This is a genomic window from Janthinobacterium amylolyticum, from assembly GCF_051380655.1.
Taxonomy (GTDB): Bacteria; Pseudomonadota; Gammaproteobacteria; order Burkholderiales; family Burkholderiaceae_D; genus Janthinobacterium.
In genome coordinates, this window is record NZ_JBNYXL010000013.1 from 165,920 (window position 1) to 182,435 (window position 16,516).

At 62.4% G+C, this 16,516-nt stretch carries 17 protein-coding genes; 3 read left to right on the forward strand and 14 right to left on the reverse strand.

Annotated elements, in window-relative coordinates; all coding sequences use genetic code 11:
* Window positions 1-3: 3 nt before the first annotated feature.
* The 5 genes from astD to ACQ4WR_RS25045 all read right to left on the reverse strand — a co-directional run bounded on the left by astD (window position 4) and on the right by ACQ4WR_RS25045 (window position 6,013).
* The gene (astD, locus tag ACQ4WR_RS25025; RefSeq protein WP_436490599.1) at window positions 4-1,500 is read right to left on the reverse strand and encodes a succinylglutamate-semialdehyde dehydrogenase; all 1,497 of its coding nucleotides are present in this window, start codon (window positions 1,498-1,500) and stop codon (window positions 4-6) included.
* Window positions 1,493-2,557 carry an arginine N-succinyltransferase gene (gene astA / locus ACQ4WR_RS25030; protein WP_102293194.1) on the reverse strand — a complete coding sequence of 355 codons (1,065 nt, stop codon included), beginning with the start codon at window positions 2,555-2,557 and terminating at the stop codon, window positions 1,493-1,495. Before astA ends, astD begins: the two co-directional genes overlap by 8 nt.
* A 12-nt stretch (window positions 2,558-2,569) precedes the next feature.
* The gene (locus tag ACQ4WR_RS25035; protein WP_102293193.1) at window positions 2,570-3,601 is read right to left on the reverse strand and encodes an arginine N-succinyltransferase; all 1,032 of its coding nucleotides are present in this window, start codon (window positions 3,599-3,601) and stop codon (window positions 2,570-2,572) included.
* An 85-nt stretch (window positions 3,602-3,686) separates the two neighbouring features.
* On the reverse strand, window positions 3,687-4,928 hold the full coding sequence (gene astC / locus ACQ4WR_RS25040; protein ID WP_102293192.1) for an acetylornithine/succinylornithine family transaminase: 1,242 nt from the start codon (window positions 4,926-4,928) through the stop codon (window positions 3,687-3,689).
* 140 nt (window positions 4,929-5,068) lie between these two features.
* Window positions 5,069-6,013 carry a GlxA family transcriptional regulator gene (locus ACQ4WR_RS25045; RefSeq protein ID WP_102293191.1) on the reverse strand — a complete coding sequence of 315 codons (945 nt, stop codon included), beginning with the start codon at window positions 6,011-6,013 and terminating at the stop codon, window positions 5,069-5,071.
* A 130-nt stretch (window positions 6,014-6,143) separates the two neighbouring features.
* On the opposite strand from ACQ4WR_RS25045, the gene ACQ4WR_RS25050 reads away from it, so the two are divergent.
* The 3 genes from ACQ4WR_RS25050 (at window position 6,144) to ACQ4WR_RS25060 (ending at window position 7,951) form a co-directional block, all read left to right on the forward strand.
* A complete protein-coding gene (locus ACQ4WR_RS25050) occupies window positions 6,144-6,623 on the forward strand; it encodes a MarR family winged helix-turn-helix transcriptional regulator (protein WP_180979308.1) in 480 nt (159 codons plus the stop codon).
* Entirely contained in the window at window positions 6,620-6,904 is a 285-nt protein-coding gene (locus tag ACQ4WR_RS25055) for a hypothetical protein (RefSeq protein WP_034778933.1), read from the forward strand. Before ACQ4WR_RS25050 ends, ACQ4WR_RS25055 begins: the two co-directional genes overlap by 4 nt.
* A 198-nt stretch (window positions 6,905-7,102) precedes the next feature.
* Window positions 7,103-7,951: an HDOD domain-containing protein gene (locus tag ACQ4WR_RS25060; RefSeq protein WP_102293189.1), complete on the forward strand. Its 849-nt coding sequence runs from the start codon at window positions 7,103-7,105 to the stop codon at window positions 7,949-7,951.
* Here ACQ4WR_RS25060 and ACQ4WR_RS25065 read toward each other — a convergent pair.
* The 9 genes from ACQ4WR_RS25065 to queA all read right to left on the reverse strand — a co-directional run bounded on the left by ACQ4WR_RS25065 (window position 7,948) and on the right by queA (window position 16,365).
* On the reverse strand, window positions 7,948-8,112 hold the full coding sequence (locus tag ACQ4WR_RS25065) for a hypothetical protein (RefSeq protein ID WP_436490603.1): 165 nt from the start codon (window positions 8,110-8,112) through the stop codon (window positions 7,948-7,950). The genes ACQ4WR_RS25060 and ACQ4WR_RS25065 overlap by 4 nt on opposite strands.
* Before the next feature lie 214 nt (window positions 8,113-8,326).
* Window positions 8,327-8,953, reverse strand: coding sequence for a glutathione S-transferase family protein (locus ACQ4WR_RS25070; protein WP_102293188.1), 627 nt, complete (start codon window positions 8,951-8,953; stop codon window positions 8,327-8,329).
* 87 nt (window positions 8,954-9,040) lie between these two features.
* Complete coding sequence (locus ACQ4WR_RS25075) at window positions 9,041-9,742, reverse strand: helix-turn-helix transcriptional regulator (RefSeq protein WP_180979306.1); 702 nt, start codon at window positions 9,740-9,742, stop codon at window positions 9,041-9,043.
* Window positions 9,739-10,488 (reverse strand): hypothetical protein, encoded by a 750-nt coding sequence (locus ACQ4WR_RS25080; RefSeq protein WP_436490605.1) that lies wholly within the window; start codon window positions 10,486-10,488, stop codon window positions 9,739-9,741. The genes ACQ4WR_RS25075 and ACQ4WR_RS25080 overlap by 4 nt, the downstream gene beginning before the upstream one ends.
* Before the next feature lie 73 nt (window positions 10,489-10,561).
* Window positions 10,562-11,584 (reverse strand): protein translocase subunit SecF, encoded by a 1,023-nt coding sequence (gene secF / locus ACQ4WR_RS25085; RefSeq protein ID WP_102293186.1) that lies wholly within the window; start codon window positions 11,582-11,584, stop codon window positions 10,562-10,564.
* Window positions 11,585-11,674: 90 nt separating this feature from the next.
* A complete protein-coding gene (gene secD / locus ACQ4WR_RS25090; protein WP_436490608.1) occupies window positions 11,675-13,540 on the reverse strand; it encodes a protein translocase subunit SecD in 1,866 nt (621 codons plus the stop codon).
* Window positions 13,541-13,643: 103 nt separating this feature from the next.
* The gene (gene yajC / locus ACQ4WR_RS25095; protein WP_102293184.1) at window positions 13,644-13,973 is read right to left on the reverse strand and encodes a preprotein translocase subunit YajC; all 330 of its coding nucleotides are present in this window, start codon (window positions 13,971-13,973) and stop codon (window positions 13,644-13,646) included.
* Between the two features lie 195 nt (window positions 13,974-14,168).
* Window positions 14,169-15,308: a tRNA guanosine(34) transglycosylase Tgt gene (gene tgt / locus ACQ4WR_RS25100; protein WP_034745502.1), complete on the reverse strand. Its 1,140-nt coding sequence runs from the start codon at window positions 15,306-15,308 to the stop codon at window positions 14,169-14,171.
* 1 nt (window position 15,309) lies between these two features.
* Entirely contained in the window at window positions 15,310-16,365 is a 1,056-nt protein-coding gene (gene queA / locus ACQ4WR_RS25105; protein WP_436490610.1) for a tRNA preQ1(34) S-adenosylmethionine ribosyltransferase-isomerase QueA, read from the reverse strand.
* Between the last annotated feature and the right edge of the window lie 151 nt (window positions 16,366-16,516).

A 16,516-nucleotide genomic window follows, 5' to 3' on the forward strand; every position in this document is an offset into this window, starting at 1 on the left:
ATCTTAAAAATTCAGGCCGGGCGACAGCTTGGCCGGCATTTCCAGTGCGCTGTTCTCGATCGAAGCGACCGGATAGGCGCAGTAGTCGGCCGCGTAGTAGGCGCTCGGACGGTGGTTGCCCGACTTGCCGACGCCGCCGAACGGCGCCGTGCTGGCCGCGCCCGTGGTCGGACGGTTCCAGTTGATGATGCCGGCCCGCGCGCGCGTCTGGAAAGTCTGCCACAGGGCCGGGTCGTCGGACAGCAGCGCGGCGGCCAGGCCGAATTCGGTGGCGTTGGCAACCTTCAGCGCGGCATTGAAATCAGCCACGCGTATCACTTGCAGCAAAGGACCGAACCATTCCTCGTCGGGGATGCCGGTGGCGTTGGTGACGTCGACGATGCCGGCCGTGACAAAGCCCGCCTCGGGATTCAACTGGCGCATCTGCAGCAAGGTGGTGCCGCCCTTGGCGACCATGTCCGCCTGCGCCTGCACCAGGCGCGCGGCCACGGCGCTCGACACGACTGGGCCCATGAACGGCTGCGGCTGCGCATCGGAGGCACCGATGCCCAGTTTCGCCGCCACCTCCACCAGGCGCGCTATGAAAGCCACCCCGGCGGCATTATCCTGTACCACCAGGCGGCGCGCGCAGGTGCAGCGCTGGCCGGCCGAAACAAAGGCGGAGAAGATCGCGTGGTGCACGGCCGCGTCCACGTCCTTGACGTCCCACACGACGAGGGCGTTATTGCCGCCCATTTCCAGCGCCAGCATCTTGCCCGGCTGGCCGCCGAACTGCCGGTGCAGGCTGATGCCCGTCTGGCAGGAACCCGTAAACAGCACGCCGTCGAGCAGGGCGTTCGCACCCAGCGCCACGCCCGTGTCGCGCCCGCCGTTGACGAGGTTGACGACGCCATCGGGCAAGCCTGCCTGCTGCCACAGTTGCACGGTTTTGATGGCCGTGCGCGGTGCGTATTCGCTGGGCTTGAAGACGATGGTGTTACCGGCGATCAGGGCCGGCACGATATGCCCGTTCGGCAGGTGGCCGGGGAAATTGTACGGGCCGAAGACGCCGAACACGCCATGCGGTCGGTGCCGCAGCACGGCGTCGCCATCGGCGATCTTGCTTTGCGTGATGCCCGTGCGCGCGTGGTACGACTGCACCGAGATATCGATCTTGTTGGCCATGGTGGCCACTTCCGTGCGCGACTCCCACAGCGGCTTACCCACTTCTTCCGAGATCAAAAGCGCCAGCGCTTCCGCATGTTCCTTGAGCAGCTCGCGAAAACGCACGCAGATGGCGATGCGCTCTTCGACGGGCGTGTCGGCCCACGCTTCAAACGCGGTGCGGGCGGCCTGGCAAGCCTGTTCGACTTCGTTTTGCGTCGCTTCCAGGCTGGCCCACGTCTGCTTGCCGTTCGACGGATCGATGGTGATCAGTTCACGGCCCGTGCCTGGCAGCCAGGCGCCGTTGATGCAGTTCGATGCTGCGGTAGATGAATGAAGGTTGGACGATTTAGACATGGGGATGCTTCCTCGGGTTGAGTGACAAGGTGCGCACGGTGTCGCCGTTGTGGCTACGCAGCAGATGCAGTTCAGCGTCGTCCAGCGCAATCTTGCCGCTGTGCGGATTGGCGCTGGTGACGATCATGCGGAAATCTTTCAGGTCGGTGTTCGACACCAGGTACGGCTCGGCTTGCGCGGCGTCGCCGCACGCTTCCGGCGCAGGCACTGGCACAGTCGCGGCGTCGAGCACGGCCGGCATGCTGTCGCGCATGGCGCGCAGCTCGGAGACGCGTGCCTGCAGCACGGGACCGGCGTCGAAAATATCGACATAGCCTTCGAAGTGCAAGCCTTCCTGCTCCAGCAGGCGGCGCGCGGGCGCCGTGCTCAGATGCACCTTGCCGATGACTTCCTGCGCCTCGTCGGGCAGGTAGGCCACGTACATGGGCTGGCGCGGCATCAGTTCGGCGATGAAGGATTTCTTGCCCAGGCTCGTCAAGTCGTCGACGTGGTGGAAATCCATCTTGAAGAAGTGGCGGCCCAGGCCTTCATAAAACGGCGAGCTGCCGTCCGGCGCCTGGTAGCCGCGCATTTCCGCGATCAGCTTTTCCGTGAACAGGTGCGGGAACTGGGCGATGAAGAGAAAGCGGCTTTTCGACAGCAACTTGCCGTTGTTGCCGCTGCGGTAATCGGGATGCAAAAACAGCGAGCACAGTTCCGTGCTGCCCGTCAGGTCGTTCGACAGGTACAGTGTTTCCATGCGCGTAAATACATCGAGCTCGCGGCTCGAGTGCACCAGGGTGCCGATGCGGTAGTTATAGAACGGCTCGTCCAGGCCCACGGCGCCCTTGATGGCGCACACGCCGGCCAGGCGGCCCGTATCGGTATCCTCCATGACGAACATGTAGTCGCGCTTTTCGGGCGGGATGGTTTCGGCGAACGAGGCGCAGGCAATGGCCAGGCGGTCGCCCAGCATTTTCATGTCCGGCTTGAGCGTGGTCATGCCGGTGCCGACCTGGCTGGCCAGGCCATACAGGGCATCGAGATCATTGGCGTTGATGGCGCGTACTACTAGCATAAAATTAACTCCTTAGATACGCACGCAAATGACGCTGTCGCCTTCGGCCACGGCCAGCGCCTCGAGCAGTTCCGCCGGCAATCCGATGCTGTCCTGCGCTTCGAGCGCATCGCAGGTGAAGGTGACGGCGCGGAAATTGCGCTCGGCGCCGGAAGCGACCGCGTAGTGCACTTTCAGGCCCGTGCGGCTGGGCGTGACGCCGGCGACCACGCGGCGCGTGAGCGATCCCGTAAACGAGCGCAGCGCATGCTTGTGCGCCTGCAGGATCGGGCCGCCATCGAAAATGTCGATGTAGTCGTCGGCTTCGAAGCCTTCTTCCGTCAGCAAATTGAACGCCAGTTCACCGCTCGGGTGGATCTGGCCCATGGCCGCCTGCGCGTCGCCGGGCAGCAGCGGCACGTAGACGGGGTAATGCGGCATCAGTTCGACGATCAGGGTGCGGTTGCGCGCGCCGCCGATGACTTTCTCGGCATCGAGGAAATCCATCTGGAAGAACTTGCGTCCCAGCGCATCCCAGAATGGCGACTGGCCGTTGGCGTCCGTGATGCCGGCCAGCGGCACGAAGAAACGGTCGCCGAAGCGGTGCGGCGCCAGCACGGCGAACAGCAGCCGCGCGCGCGACAGCAAGGCCGCTTCCAGGCCCGCCTGCTCCATGTTGCGCACATAGAAGCCGGACAGCTGCGAGTACGCCGTCAGCTCGGAACACAGGGTCAGCGCATGCACGCTGTGACTGATGTTCAGGTCGCGCGAGACTTGCTGGATAACATCGTTGCGGAAGGAAAAATAGGTGCCGTTCGAGCCGGCCGAAGCGAAGATGGCGGCCGTACCAAAGATGCTCTTGTCGAGCAGGGATTCAAGCACGAAGAGATACGACTCTTCGCTGGGGATGTCGACGTGGGCGGCAAACGAGGCGATGGAGCGCTCGACGGAGGCGGCGATTTTCTCGCGCGTCCTCGGCAGGGTATGGACACCCGGCATGGTTACCGCGGCCAGCGCTTCGAGGGCTGCAATATCCGCAATTTCTACCGGACGGACAACATACATGGGTACTCCTTCAATGCTGGGTAGAACCAAGCCGGCCCGCGGCAAAGGCGGCGGGCCGGTGAACAAACAGGGAGCGAAGCTAGCTTCAGGCTTTCAGCAAGCCGTCGATGGCCACGCGCAGCAAACGGCCCGCCTCAAAGATCTGCTCGTCCGAGACGATCAGGGCCGGCGCCAGGCGCACCACGTCCATGCCGGCGATCAGCACCATCAGGCCTTGCGCTTCGGCCGCCTTCTGGATGTCTTTCGCGCGGCCTTTGTAGGCATCGCTGACTACCAGGCCCAGCAGCAAACCGCTGCCGCGCACGGCGGAGAACACTTGCGGGTAATCCGTGATCAGCCCTTGCAGCATGGCGATGGTGTTGACGCTGGCTTCTTTCACGCGCGCCAGGAAGGCTGGCGTATTGATCGTCTCCAGCACGGTCAGGGCCACGGTGGCGGCCAGCGGGTTGCCGCCGTAGGTGGTGCCGTGGGTGCCGACGGCCAGCGTTTGCGCCAGTTCATTGGTGGTCAGCATGGCGCCGATCGGGTAGCCGTTGCCCAGGGCCTTGGCGGCCGTCAGGATGTCCGGCGTGACGCCATAGCCCATGTACGCGAACAACGCGCCAGTGCGGCCCATGCCGCACTGGACTTCGTCGAAAATCAACAGGGCGCCGGTCTTGTCGCACAGGGCGCGCAATTCCTTGAGGAATTCCGGATTGCCTGGCACCACGCCGCCTTCGCCTTGCACCGGCTCGACGATCACGGCGCACACGTCATCGCCGATGGCGGCGCGCGCCGCTTCGATGTCGTTGTAGGCGATGTGGTCGATCGATGGCGGCAGCGGCTCGAAGCCTTCCGTGTACTTGGCCTGGCCGCCGACGGAGACGGTAAACAGGGTGCGGCCATGGAAGGAGCTGAAGCAGGAAATGATGCGCGACTTGTGCGCGCCGAATTTGCCGTGCGCGTACTTGCGCGCCAGTTTCAGGGCCGCTTCATTGGCTTCCGCGCCAGAGTTGCAGAAGAAGGCGCGGTCAGCAAAAGTAGCTTCCGTCAATGCCAGGGCCAGGCGCAGCACAGGCTCGTTGGTGTAGCCGTTGCCCAAATGCCACAGGCTGTTGATCTGCTTGGTCAGCACATCGACCAGCGCAGGGTGGCAGTGGCCCAGGCTGTTGACGGCGATGCCGGAGGTGAAATCGAGGTAATGCTTGCCGGACTGGTCCCACAGATCCAGGCCGGCGCCACGTACAGGCACCATGGCAGCGGGAGCGTAGGTAGGAACGAGTACCTGGTCAAAGGTTTCCCGGGTGACTGGACGAGCCGTTACGGTCGAATCAAGCTTGGCATTCATAGCATTTCCCCATCAATATGTTAGGTACTCCGCAGCTACGACAGCTACGTGTGTACAGCATTATAAAAAGCGGGATGCTAAAACTCTTTTGAATCTGCGACAAGGATTTTCACAATTCATCACAGCTGTGCCTGCCTTGCTCACGCTGGCGGCATGAGCTTTCTCTGGCGTTCTTCACGGGGCGTATTGCCGAACAAGGTGCCAAAGGCCGTGGAAAAGTGCGAACCGGAGGAAAAGCCGCACATCAGGCCCACTTGCACGATGGAATAATGTGTATCGAGCAATAGTTGCCGGGAGCGTTGCAGGCGCAGCTCCAGGTAGTAGCGCGACGGCAGGCTGCCCAGGTACTGCTTGAAGAGCCGCTCCAGCTGGCGCCGCGACAGGCCCACCAGGCTGGCGATATCGTCGGTCGACAGCGGTTCCTCGATATTGGCTTCCATCAGGGTCACCGCTTCGGACAGTTTTGGCTGCAGCACGCCAAAACGCGCCTGCAGGGCCACCCTCTGGCGCTCCTCCTTGCCGCGCACCTTGTCCACGCACAGCGCTTCCTTGACGAGCGCCTGCACGTCGGCGCCAAAGATGGTCTCGATCAGGGTCAGCGAGAAATCGATGCTGGCCGCGCCGCCGCAGCAGGTGATGTGCGGGCCGTCGATGTCGAACAAATGCGGCGTCAGGATGGCGCGCTCGGCCTTGGCTTCCGCGTCCGCGTACAGGGCCCAGGGCAAGGCGATGCGCACGCCATCCATGACGCCCGCGTCGGCCAGCCACAGCACGGCCGCGCCCACGCCGCCCCAGAACGGCGCCGAGCGGCAACGCTCGATCACCGCGCGGCACAGCTCGGCACGCAACGGCGCTTCCGTTTCATCGGCCACCAATAGCGCGATATGCCAGTTGCCGCCCTGCTGCGCCACCTGCTCGGGCGTGCGCACGTCCAGCCGCAGCGCATCCGGCCCCAGCGCACGCGCACACAGGCGCAGCGGCTGCACCAGGCCGGCCCAGGTGATCGACTCGGCATCGCCGGCGTGGACCAGCAGCAGGCGCAGCGGTTTGTCGAGGCCGATACGGGAAAGATTAGCGAAAGACATCGGCGGGGCGGAATCGGGGCAAGGGCTGAGTTGCACACATGATACCGGACTTCGGCCCCATCCAGACCCTCATGCGACAGCGCATCCGACGCGGCGGAAAAAAGCGGGACAGAAGGATATAATCACTGCCATGGGTGAACGATATTTAAAAAGTATCCGGCTGCTGGCCGAATGCATGCAGGACTTCGAGCGGTTTTCTAGCGACTTCGTGCGCCAGTACGGCTTGACGCATGCGCAATTCGACATTATTGCCACGCTCGGCAACACCTCTGGCATGTCCTACAAGGAACTGGGCCAGAAAACCCTGATCACCAAGGGCACGTTGACGGGCGTGGTGGAACGGCTGGAACACAAGGGGCTGGTGATACGCGAACGTTGCCCACGCGACAAGCGCTCCTACTATGTACGCCTGAGTGCAGAGGGGGAACAGCTGTTCCAGGACGTGTTCCCCAAGCTGACAAGGCAAGGCCGGCAGCTGTTTGCCAATTACACGGACGACGATTTCAGTCGGCTGGAAGCGACCCTGGCAGGCCTGAAACAGACCATTGCCAACGCTCCAGCCAACGATTCATCCAGCACACATTCAAACAAGACAAAGGAAACAAGTTGAAAACCTCATTGCTCGAAGGCAAAAAGCCCGCTCATTTCGATAAACACATCATCGGCAACCTGCTGCTCAACGCCAGCACGCCGGAACTGGTGCGCCAGGAAAAACTGATCATCGGCGTGCGCAATGAAGACGGTGAAATCTACCGCCTGATCGGCGCAACCAAGCACAACAGCTTCATGAACGCCGTCGAAGAGCTCTTCGACCTGGGCCTGACGGATGAACTGGAAGACAGCGACGAGCTGGTCGAAGGCTGTGATGCCATCTTCAGCGAATCGCTGTAGTCGCGCTTGACAAGACCTGCTGCGCGGCGGTCCTGTCCAGCGCCGTGACGATCGCTGTCCTTGAAAGGGCGCGCCGCTGATACAGTGGCGTGCCCTTTTTGCGTTTACAGGGCAGTTGCTTGCCTTTTACTTGCCTGTTTGCGAAAAGATCACGGTTAAAAAGTTCCGCATGGAAATATTGCGAGTATAATTTTTTCAATGAACAGACTCGACGCCTTTAAAAGTATCGCTGCACTTGCCGGTCGTGGCGAACTGACTTTTCCCGCCAATGTGGACGCTTCGCTCAAGCTGCAGCAGGCGCTGGCCGACCCCGACTGCCATATCGAGGCGGCTGCCAAGCTGGTGCAGGCCGACCCGCTGCTGGCGGCGCGCACGGTGGCCATCGCCAATTCCGTGGCATTTAACCGGTCCGGCAATGAAATCACCAGCGTGCGCAACGCCGTGCAGCGCCTCGGCGTGCGCACCTTGCAATCCGTGGTGGCGTCGCTGATCGTGCGCCAGCTGGGCAGCACGATCACCGATCCCTTGCTGCAAGCCAAGGCCAACCAGCTGTGGGAGCACACGGCCCACGTGGCGGCGCTGGCGCAGGTCATCGCGCGGCGCGTCACCAAGGTCGATCCCGATACGGCCCTGTTTGCCGGCATCATGCATGAGGTGGGCGGCTTTTACATGCTGTCGCGTGCTGCCGAGTTTCCCGGCATCCTCGACGGCGAGCCGCAGGACTGGGTCGAACATGGCGAGCAAGCCATCGGCCACGGCGTGCTGACGAAACTGAAGGTGCCGGAAGCGGTGATGCAAGCCATCGGGTCGCTGTGGGAAGGCTTGCGCGCCATCCCTCCTGAATCGCTGGGCGACACCTTGCTGCTGGCGAACGACCTGGCGCCCGTGGCCTCCCCGCTGAACGAAAGCCCGGCCGCCATCGCCGTGCGTGCCGCCCGCGCCGCGCGCAGCATCGATTGCGTCATCGGCGAGAACACGACCTTGTCACGCCTGCTGGAAGAATCGGACGATGAAGTGCAGTCGCTGCTGAAGGTGCTGGTGCACTAGCCTGCGGGCTTCTTGCCCACTGGCGGCGCCGCCGCCGGCTTGACCGCATCGACGATCAGCACGTGCTTGTCCACGGCCAGGCTGGCCTGCTCCTGTTTGACCACTTGCATGGCGATGGCGCGGGTACTCAGCAGCGGTTTCGGATGGCGTGGCGTAAACATGGCATACCTTCTGGGCGGTGGATTGCAAGCCATTTGCGGCGCCATTGTCAATTTTTCAAGCTTCCCGGGCAAAAATCCAGGTAAAAAAAACCCGCTCGAAAGCGGGTAAAGTCCAAAGCTAGGGATGTCCTGAAAGAGACAGCCCTATCTTATGCGCTGCGCCGCGCCGGCTCCGTGCGTTGGCACACTTAGCGCGCACATTCAGCGCTCACATTCAGCCGGCACCCAAATCCACATGCGTTTGCTGCCAGGCAGGCAGCTGGCGCACGCGGGCATACCAGGCCTCGATATGCGCATATGGCGCCAGCGGCAAGCGCACGGCCTCGCTGTACATCAGCGGCGCGGCCACGGCGAAATCAGCCAGGCTCAGGGCCTCGCCGCACAGCCATTCGCGCCGCGCCAGGTGCGCATCGAGCACCACGGCGCACGCGTGCAATTCATGCTCGCCGCGCGCCTCTTCCAGCGGATCGGCCGCGCCATTGCCCGTCATGCCCTTCCACGCGCGTTCCCAGGCCAGCACGGCAATGGCTGGAGAGAAATGCTGTGCGGCCCAGAACAGCCAGCGGTTGACGTCGGCACGGGCCTGCGGTGCCGACGGATAGACAGTCTGGCCAGGCGCCTGCTCGGCCAGGTATTGCATGATGGCGCACGATTCCCACAGCAGGAAAGCGCCATCGGCCAGCACGGGCAGCTTGGCGTTCGGGTTCAGTTCGCCCAGGCGGCGGCGGTCATCGGCATTCATCAGGTCGACTTCGGCCAGCTCCAGAGTCAGGCCGAGGTGGATTGCCGTCATCAGGGCGCGGCGGGCATTCGAGGACATGGGGTGGTGGTACAGGCGCATGGCGGATAACTCCGGTGAGTGAATAAGCCGCCATCGTAAAACCAGTCACTGACAGTTTTTGTCAGGAGCCGCTGTCAGGAGCCGCTGTCAGGATTCCGGATCAATATCGTGCGCCTTGCGCCAGGCGTCCAGCAGCACATGGCGCCGCGTGGCATAGCGTTCCGCATGCTGCTGCACGCTGGCGATGCGGTCGATGCGGAAATGCCGGTAGTCGCCGCGCAGCTCGCACCAGGCGGCCAGCAGGCGCTTGCCCTCGAAAAAAGCCAGGGCGAACGGCCATACCGTGCGCAAGGTGGCACTGCCGTGTTCATCCTGGTAGCCCAGGGTGAGTTTCTGTTCGTAGCGGATGGCTTCGCGCACCGGCTGCACATGGCGGTCGGCCGGCTGCGTGCCATCGGCGGGACGCCCCAGCGGCACCCACAGGCTGGTCTCGGCCATGCTGTCGCGCAGGTCGCGCGGCGAAGCGGCCGCGATCTTCGCCAGCGCCGCTTCCGCCGCCTGCGCCAGGCCCGCATCGCCCTGGCGGCGCACCCAGCGCGCGCCCAGCACCAGCGCTTCCAGCTCGTCGGGGCCAAACATCAGCGGCGGCAAAAAGCTGCCACGGCGCAGCACATAGCCGATCCCCGCCTCTCCCTGCAGCGGCGCGCCCAGTTCCGCCAGGGTCTGGATATCGCGATAAATCGTGCGCTCGGATACCCCCAGCTGCTGCGCCAGCTGGGCCGCCGTGACGGGCACGCGCTTGGCGCGCATGGCGTCCATCAGCAGGAACAGCCTGCCGCTGCGGCTCATGGGCAATCCGCCAACGCCTGGTCGCCCATGACGAGGGCCGACAAGGCGGGGATATACACGTAGCCGTCGGGCAGCAGGCGCGCCGCGCGCGTGCCCTCGGCCACGCCGGCGATGCCGTAGCAGCGCTGCAGGCGCGCCGCAGCCGGCCACCAGAAGACGGCCGCCTCCTGGTCCGGGAAGCGCTGGCGCACGCTATCCGCCTGCGCCGCCACCAGGCTGAAATCGCGGTAAAAGTCGGCAGCGATACCCAGTTCCCGGGCAAAGACCGCTTCCAGCGCCGCCACGTGCGCCAGCTGCGCCGCCAGCGCCGCCGTTTCCACAGCGAGGTCTTCGGCCGCCACACCCGCCTCGACCAGGGTGCGCCGCATCTGCCCCTGGTCCGCCTGCGCACGCTGGAAGGCCGAGGCCTGCAAGGCCAGCACGGCGTCGCCAGGGATCCGCTTGTGGCGCGCGGCCGGAAACACATACAGCGCGCAGCTGCCCGCGCAGACGGTATCGATGGCGACATCCCATTGCTGCTGGCGCAGGTAGCGTCCCAGCAGCATCGCCGCCTGCGGGTCGCCGCCGCCGCTGTTTACGCGCAGCATGGACGTTGCCGGCGTGGCCAGCTGCCGCAGCCTGTCCACGTCACCGTCGGCGATCACGCCACGCAGGGCGATGGTATCGCGGTCCACACGGTGCAACTCCGCGGCAGCGGCCAGCGCGCCCACGCCCGCCATCATGCCCAACACTATCAAACGCTTCATCGTCATCCGTTACAAAAAAAAACGACCACCGCGCGGGTGATCGTTCTTGAATTCGTCTAGCAGCAAACTGCGCTTACACCACGGCGCCGTCGGTTTCGTCTTTTTCCTTGACCGGCTTGATCAAGTCTTCGCGCTTCACGCCCAGCCACATGGCGATCGATGCCGCGACGAACACGGACGAGTAAATACCGAAGCAGATACCGATGGTCAGTGCCAGGGCGAAGTGGTGCAGGGTCTGGCCGCCGAAGATCAGCATCGACAGCACCATCATCTGGGTCGAGCCGTGGGTGATGATGGTACGCGAAATGGTGCTGGTGATCGCGCTGTCGATCACTTCATGCACGGTTGCCTTGCGCTGCTTGCGGAAGTTTTCGCGGATACGGTCAAAGATCACCACCGATTCGTTGACAGAGTAACCGAGCACCGCGAGGATCGCCGCCAGTACCGTCAGCGAGAATTCCCACTGGAAGAAGGCGAAGAAGCCCAGGATGATGACCACGTCGTGCAAGTTGGCGATAATCGCCGAGACAGCGTATTTCCACTCGAAGCGCACGGCCAGGTAAGCCATCACGCCCAGGATCACCATCACCAGCGCGTTCAAGCCATTCTGCGCCAGTTCCTCGCCCACTTGCGGGCCGACGAATTCGACTTTCTGCAGTACCACCGCCTCATTGCCGGCGGCATCCATGCAGGCGCTCTTGAGCACATGCTCGCCCTTCTCGGTAACGGTGTCGATGGCCTTCGCCGTGCCCTGCTCGGCCTTGCACAGCGCGTCAAACACGCGCTGCGACGTGTTGGCGGCGCTGACGCCATTTTCCACCGGCAGGCGGATCATGACGTCGCGCGCCGTGTCGAAGCTGGTCACGCCCGGCTCTTCGTAGCCCATCTTGATCAGGGTGCCGCGTATGCCTTCCAGGTTGGCCGCTTTCGGGTACTTCACCTCCATCAGGGTACCGCCCTTGAATTCCACGGACAGGTGCAAGCCCTTGTGGAACAGGAAGAAGACGGCGGCAAGGAAGGTCACGGCCGAGATGACGTTGAAAATCAACGCATGGCGCATGAAGGGAATATCTTTTTTGATCCGGAAAAATTCCATGAAATCCTCTGAGTTCTATTCTGTGCGTCCGGCGGCTGTGCCACCGGACGCTATCGCTGTTGACGCTATTGGGTCAGGCTGGGCCGTCGCTTATTTGCTGGTGCCCGGCACCCACACCGTGCCGATCGACAAGGTCGTCAGCTTTTTCTTGCGGCCATACCAGAGGTTGACCACGCCGCGCGACACGAACACGGAGGAGAACATCGAGGTCAGGATGCCCAGGCAATGCACCACAGCGAAGCCGCGCACAGGACCGCTGCCGAAGGCCAGCAATGCCAGGCCGACGATCAGGGTGGTCACGTTCGAGTCGAGAATCGTGGCCCAGGCGCGGTCGAAGCCGGCGGCGATGGCCGCTTGCGGCGTATTGCCGGCGCGCAGCTCTTCGCGGATACGTTCATTGATCAGCACGTTGGCGTCAATCGCCATGCCCAGGGCCAGCGCGATAGCGGCGATACCTGGCAAGGTCAGGGTCACCTGTATCATCGACAGCAAGCCGATCAGCAACAGCAGGTTGGCGGCCAGGGCCAGCACGCTGAAGGCGCCGAACAGCATGTAGTAGGCGATCATGAAGATGGCGATGGCGATGAAGCCGTACAAGGTCGAGTGGAAGCCCTTGGCGATGTTTTCCGCGCCCAGCTGCGGTCCGATCGTGCGTTCTTCGATGACGGTCATCGGGGCCGACAGGGCGCCCGAGCGCAGCAGCAGCGCCAGTTCGTTGGCGTTTTCCGCGCCGCCCATGCCGGTGATCTGGAAGCGCGAGCCCAGTTCCTGCTGGATGGTCGCAACCGACAGCACTTCCGGCTTGCCCTTTTCAAACAGCACGATGGCCATGCGTTTACCCACGCGTTCGCGCGTCGCTTCGCGCATCTTGCGTCCGCCGTCGCCGTTCAGGTCGATCGACACGGCCGCTTGCTGGTTCTGGTCGAAGCTGGCCGTGGCGCTGGAAATATAGTCGCCCGTCAGGATCACGTCTTTCGACAGCACGACAGGCACGCCCTTGCCGACGGTGAACAGTTCCGAGTTGAACGGGATGGCGCTCGACAGTTCCGTGCCCGGCACGATGGTCTCATCGACCAGGCGCACTTCCAGGGTGGCAGTGCGGCCGATGATGGCTTTTGCGCGCGCCACGTCCTGCACGCCCGGCAATTGCACCACGATGCGGTCAGGACCTTGCTGCTGGATCAGCGGCTCGGCCACGCCCAGCTCGTTGACGCGCTTGGACAGGGTCGAGATATTTTGTTTCACACCTTCATCGATGGTGGCTTTCAGGGCCGCCGGTTTCAGCGTGATGTTCAGTTTCAGGTCGTTGCCTTCGCCCGCATCGGCGAACGCCAGTTCCGTCATCTGGTCGGACAGCACATTCTTGGCCTTCAGGCGCGTTTCCGCGTCGCGGAAGTTGATCTGCACGCTGTCGCCCACGCGCTCGATGCCGGCGTGGCGGATATTCTTGTCACGCAACACGCTACGCGCGGCGGACTGGATGCCTTGCACTTTCTTGTTCAATACGGCTTTGGCATCGACCTGCATCAGGAAGTGCACGCCACCGCGCAAGTCCAGGCCCAGGAACATCGGCAAGGCATGCAGTTTCTGCATCCACATCGGCGTATTGGCTTGCAGGTTGACCGTCACGATGTAGGCAGGGTCGCTCGGATCGGTATTCAGGTCCTTTTCCAGCACCAGTTTCGCCTTGAACTGGGTATCGGGATCGGCGAAACGCACGCGCACGGAGGCGAGGTTGCCGGCGCCATCCATGCTGACACCTTCCGACTTGACGTTCTCTTTCGTCAATATTTGATCGACTTGCGTCATCAGCTCGCTCGTCACCTTGACGGTCGATTTGCCGCTGGTTACTTGCAGCGCCGGTGATTCACCGAAATAATTGGGCGCCGTATAGAGTGCGCCCAGCAATAAGGCGACGACGATGATGATGTATTTCCAGGCAGGATAGCGATTCATATTGATTCAGCGTTCAGTGTTGAGCGTCGGAGGCGTCGCGAAGGGCGGCCGATAGCCGCCCCGGTCAGTCGCTACACAGGTAGCAGGTAGCGACGGCGAGGAATTACAGCGCCTTCAGGGTGCCTTTAGGCAGCAAGGTCGTGATGGAGCTCTTTTGCACCGTGATTTCGGTGCCGCTGGCCACTTCGATGGTGACGTAAGCGTCCACTACCTTGACAACACGGCCCAGCATGCCGCCAGCGGTAACGACTTCGTCACCCTTGGTCAGCGCATCCATCATCGCCTTTTGTTCTTTGGCGCGTTTTTGCTGTGGGCGGATCATCAGGAAATACATGACCACGAACATCAATACCAGCGGCAGGAAGCTGGTCAGGTTGCCGCCGAGGCCGAGGGCATCGGTCGATTGCGCGTAAGCGTTGGAAATGAAAAACACGGTGACTCCAGTTCTAATCAGTTTGAAAAAACAGCGCTGTATTCTAGCATTGGCAAAAGGCCATCCCCCGAAATGCAGGCATGGCAGCTCCAAATGGGGCTAAAAAAGCATTATGCAATGCTTTATCGCCCCGTCCAAGCACCAATCTCGAAAACATCGGCCCAGGGCCTCGCGGCCCATGAACCTAAGCATTTCTTAAGTTCCCCGTGCCCGTTCCGCGTGGAATTGCAGGGTGAACGCGTGGAAACGGTCTTCATCCAGCGCTTCGCGCATCTGGCGCATCAGGTCCAGGTAGTAATGCAGGTTGTGGATGGTGTTCAGGCGCGCGCCGAGGATTTCCTTGGAGCGGTGCAGATGGTGCAGATAGGCGCGCGAAAAATTGCGGCAGGCGTAGCAGCTGCAGGTCTCGTCCAGCGGTGCCTGGTCTTCCTTGTACTTGGCATTCTTGATCTTGATGTCGCCAAAACGGGTAAACAGCCAGCCATTGCGGGCATTGCGCGTCGGCATGACGCAATCGAACATGTCGATGCCGTTCGACACACCGGCCACCAGGTCTTCCGGCGTGCCCACGCCCATCAGGTAATGCGGCTTGTTGGCCGGCAGGCGCGGGCCCACGTGGGCCAGCATGCGCATCATGTCTTCCTTCGGCTCGCCGACGGACAGGCCGCCGATGGCGATGCCGGGGAAATCGATCTCTTCCAGCTTGGCCAGCGACTCGTCGCGCAGCATTTCAAACATGCCGCCCTGCACGATGCCGAACAGCGCATTCGGATTTTCACCGCGGTGGAACTCATCCTTCGAGCGCTGCGCCCAGCGCAAGGACATGCGCATGGACTTGGCCGCTTCCTCGATGGTGGCCGGGCGGCCCTGGATTTCATACGGCGTGCATTCGTCGAACTGCATGACGATGTCCGAATTCAGGACGCGCTGCACCTGCATCGATACTTCAGGCGAGAGGAACAATTTATCGCCGTTGATGGGCGAATTGAAATGCACGCCCTCTTCCGTGATCTTGCGCATGGCGCCCAGCGAAAACACCTGGAAGCCGCCCGAATCCGTCAGAATCGGCTTGTTCCAGCCCATGAAACCATGCAAGCCGCCGAATTTCTCCATGACGGTGTTGCCTGGACGCAGCCACAAGTGGAAAGTGTTGCCCAGAATGATCTGCGCGTCGATCTCATTGAGTTCCAGCGGCGACATGGCTTTCACGGAGCCGTAAGTGCCCACTGGCATGAAGATCGGCGTCTGCACGACGCCATGGTTGAGTTTCAAGGTGCCGCGGCGTGCCTTGGTCAGGCCGCTCGTGTCGGTCTTGAGTAATGTAAATTCCAGCATGTCAGTCTTTCACGGGAGTATCAAGGTTCAACGCAGCGCGCGATTGCGTGGTGAGCAGCATCGCATCGCCATAGCTGAAGAAACGGTAATTCTGCGCGATCGCATGCGCATAGGCGCTGCGGATCGGCTCATAGCCGGCAAAGGCCGACACCAGCATCAGCAGGGTCGACTTCGGCAAATGGAAGTTGGTGATCAAACGCGTCACCGTCTTGAAGGCATAGCCGGGCGTGATGAACAGGGCCGTATCGGCGCTGCCCGCCACCAGCTGGCCGCTTTGCGAGGCCGATTCCAGCGCGCGCAGGCTGGTCGTGCCGACGGCCACGACGTCGCGCCCGGCCAGTTGGGCGGCGCGCACGGCGTCGACGGTTTCCTGCGGCATGGTGTACCACTCGGTATGCATCTTGTGTTCGGCCAGTACTTCCGTGCGCACGGGCTGGAAGGTGCCGGCGCCCACGTGCAGGGTCACATAGGCAAAATTGACGCCCTTGGCCTTCAATTGATCAAGCAGGGCCTGGTCGAAATGCAGGCCGGCCGTCGGCGCGGCGACGGCGCCCGGTACCTTGTTGAAGACGGTTTGATAACGCGTTTCGTCGAATTCGTCCGCATCGTGCTCGATGTAGGGCGGCAGCGGCAAACGGCCATGCGCCTCGATCAGTTCGAACACGTCGGCCTCGAAGTGCAGGGTAAAGAATTCGCCGGCGCGCTGGCCTACCGTGACGTCAAAGGCGTCGGCCAGGCGGATGCGGCAACCGGGCGGCGGCGACTTCGAGGCGCGCACCTGGGCCAGCACGGTACGCTCGTCGAGTACGCGCTCGACCAGCGCCTCGATCTTGCCGCCGCTTTCCTTGACACCAAAGAAGCGCGCTTTGAGCACGCGCGTGTCGTTCATCACCAGCAGGTCGCCCGCCTGCAACAGTCCGACGATGTCGGCGAACTGGCGGTCGACCAGGGCGTCGCCGTCCAGGTGCAAAAGGCGCGAGGCGCTGCGCTCGGCCAGCGGAGTTTGCGCAATGTTTTCTTGCGGCAAATTAAAATCGAAATCGGAAAGCGAATACATGCGTTTTGCTTCAAAAGTACGTCAAAAATGATTAGGAGTGCGCAATGGAACATCTGGCACTATACTGTGCGCCTATACAGGCATTACAATAATCCGCCGCAACAATTTACGACTGCGGTACGCACAGGGTGTGCCGGACAACCCTCTATTT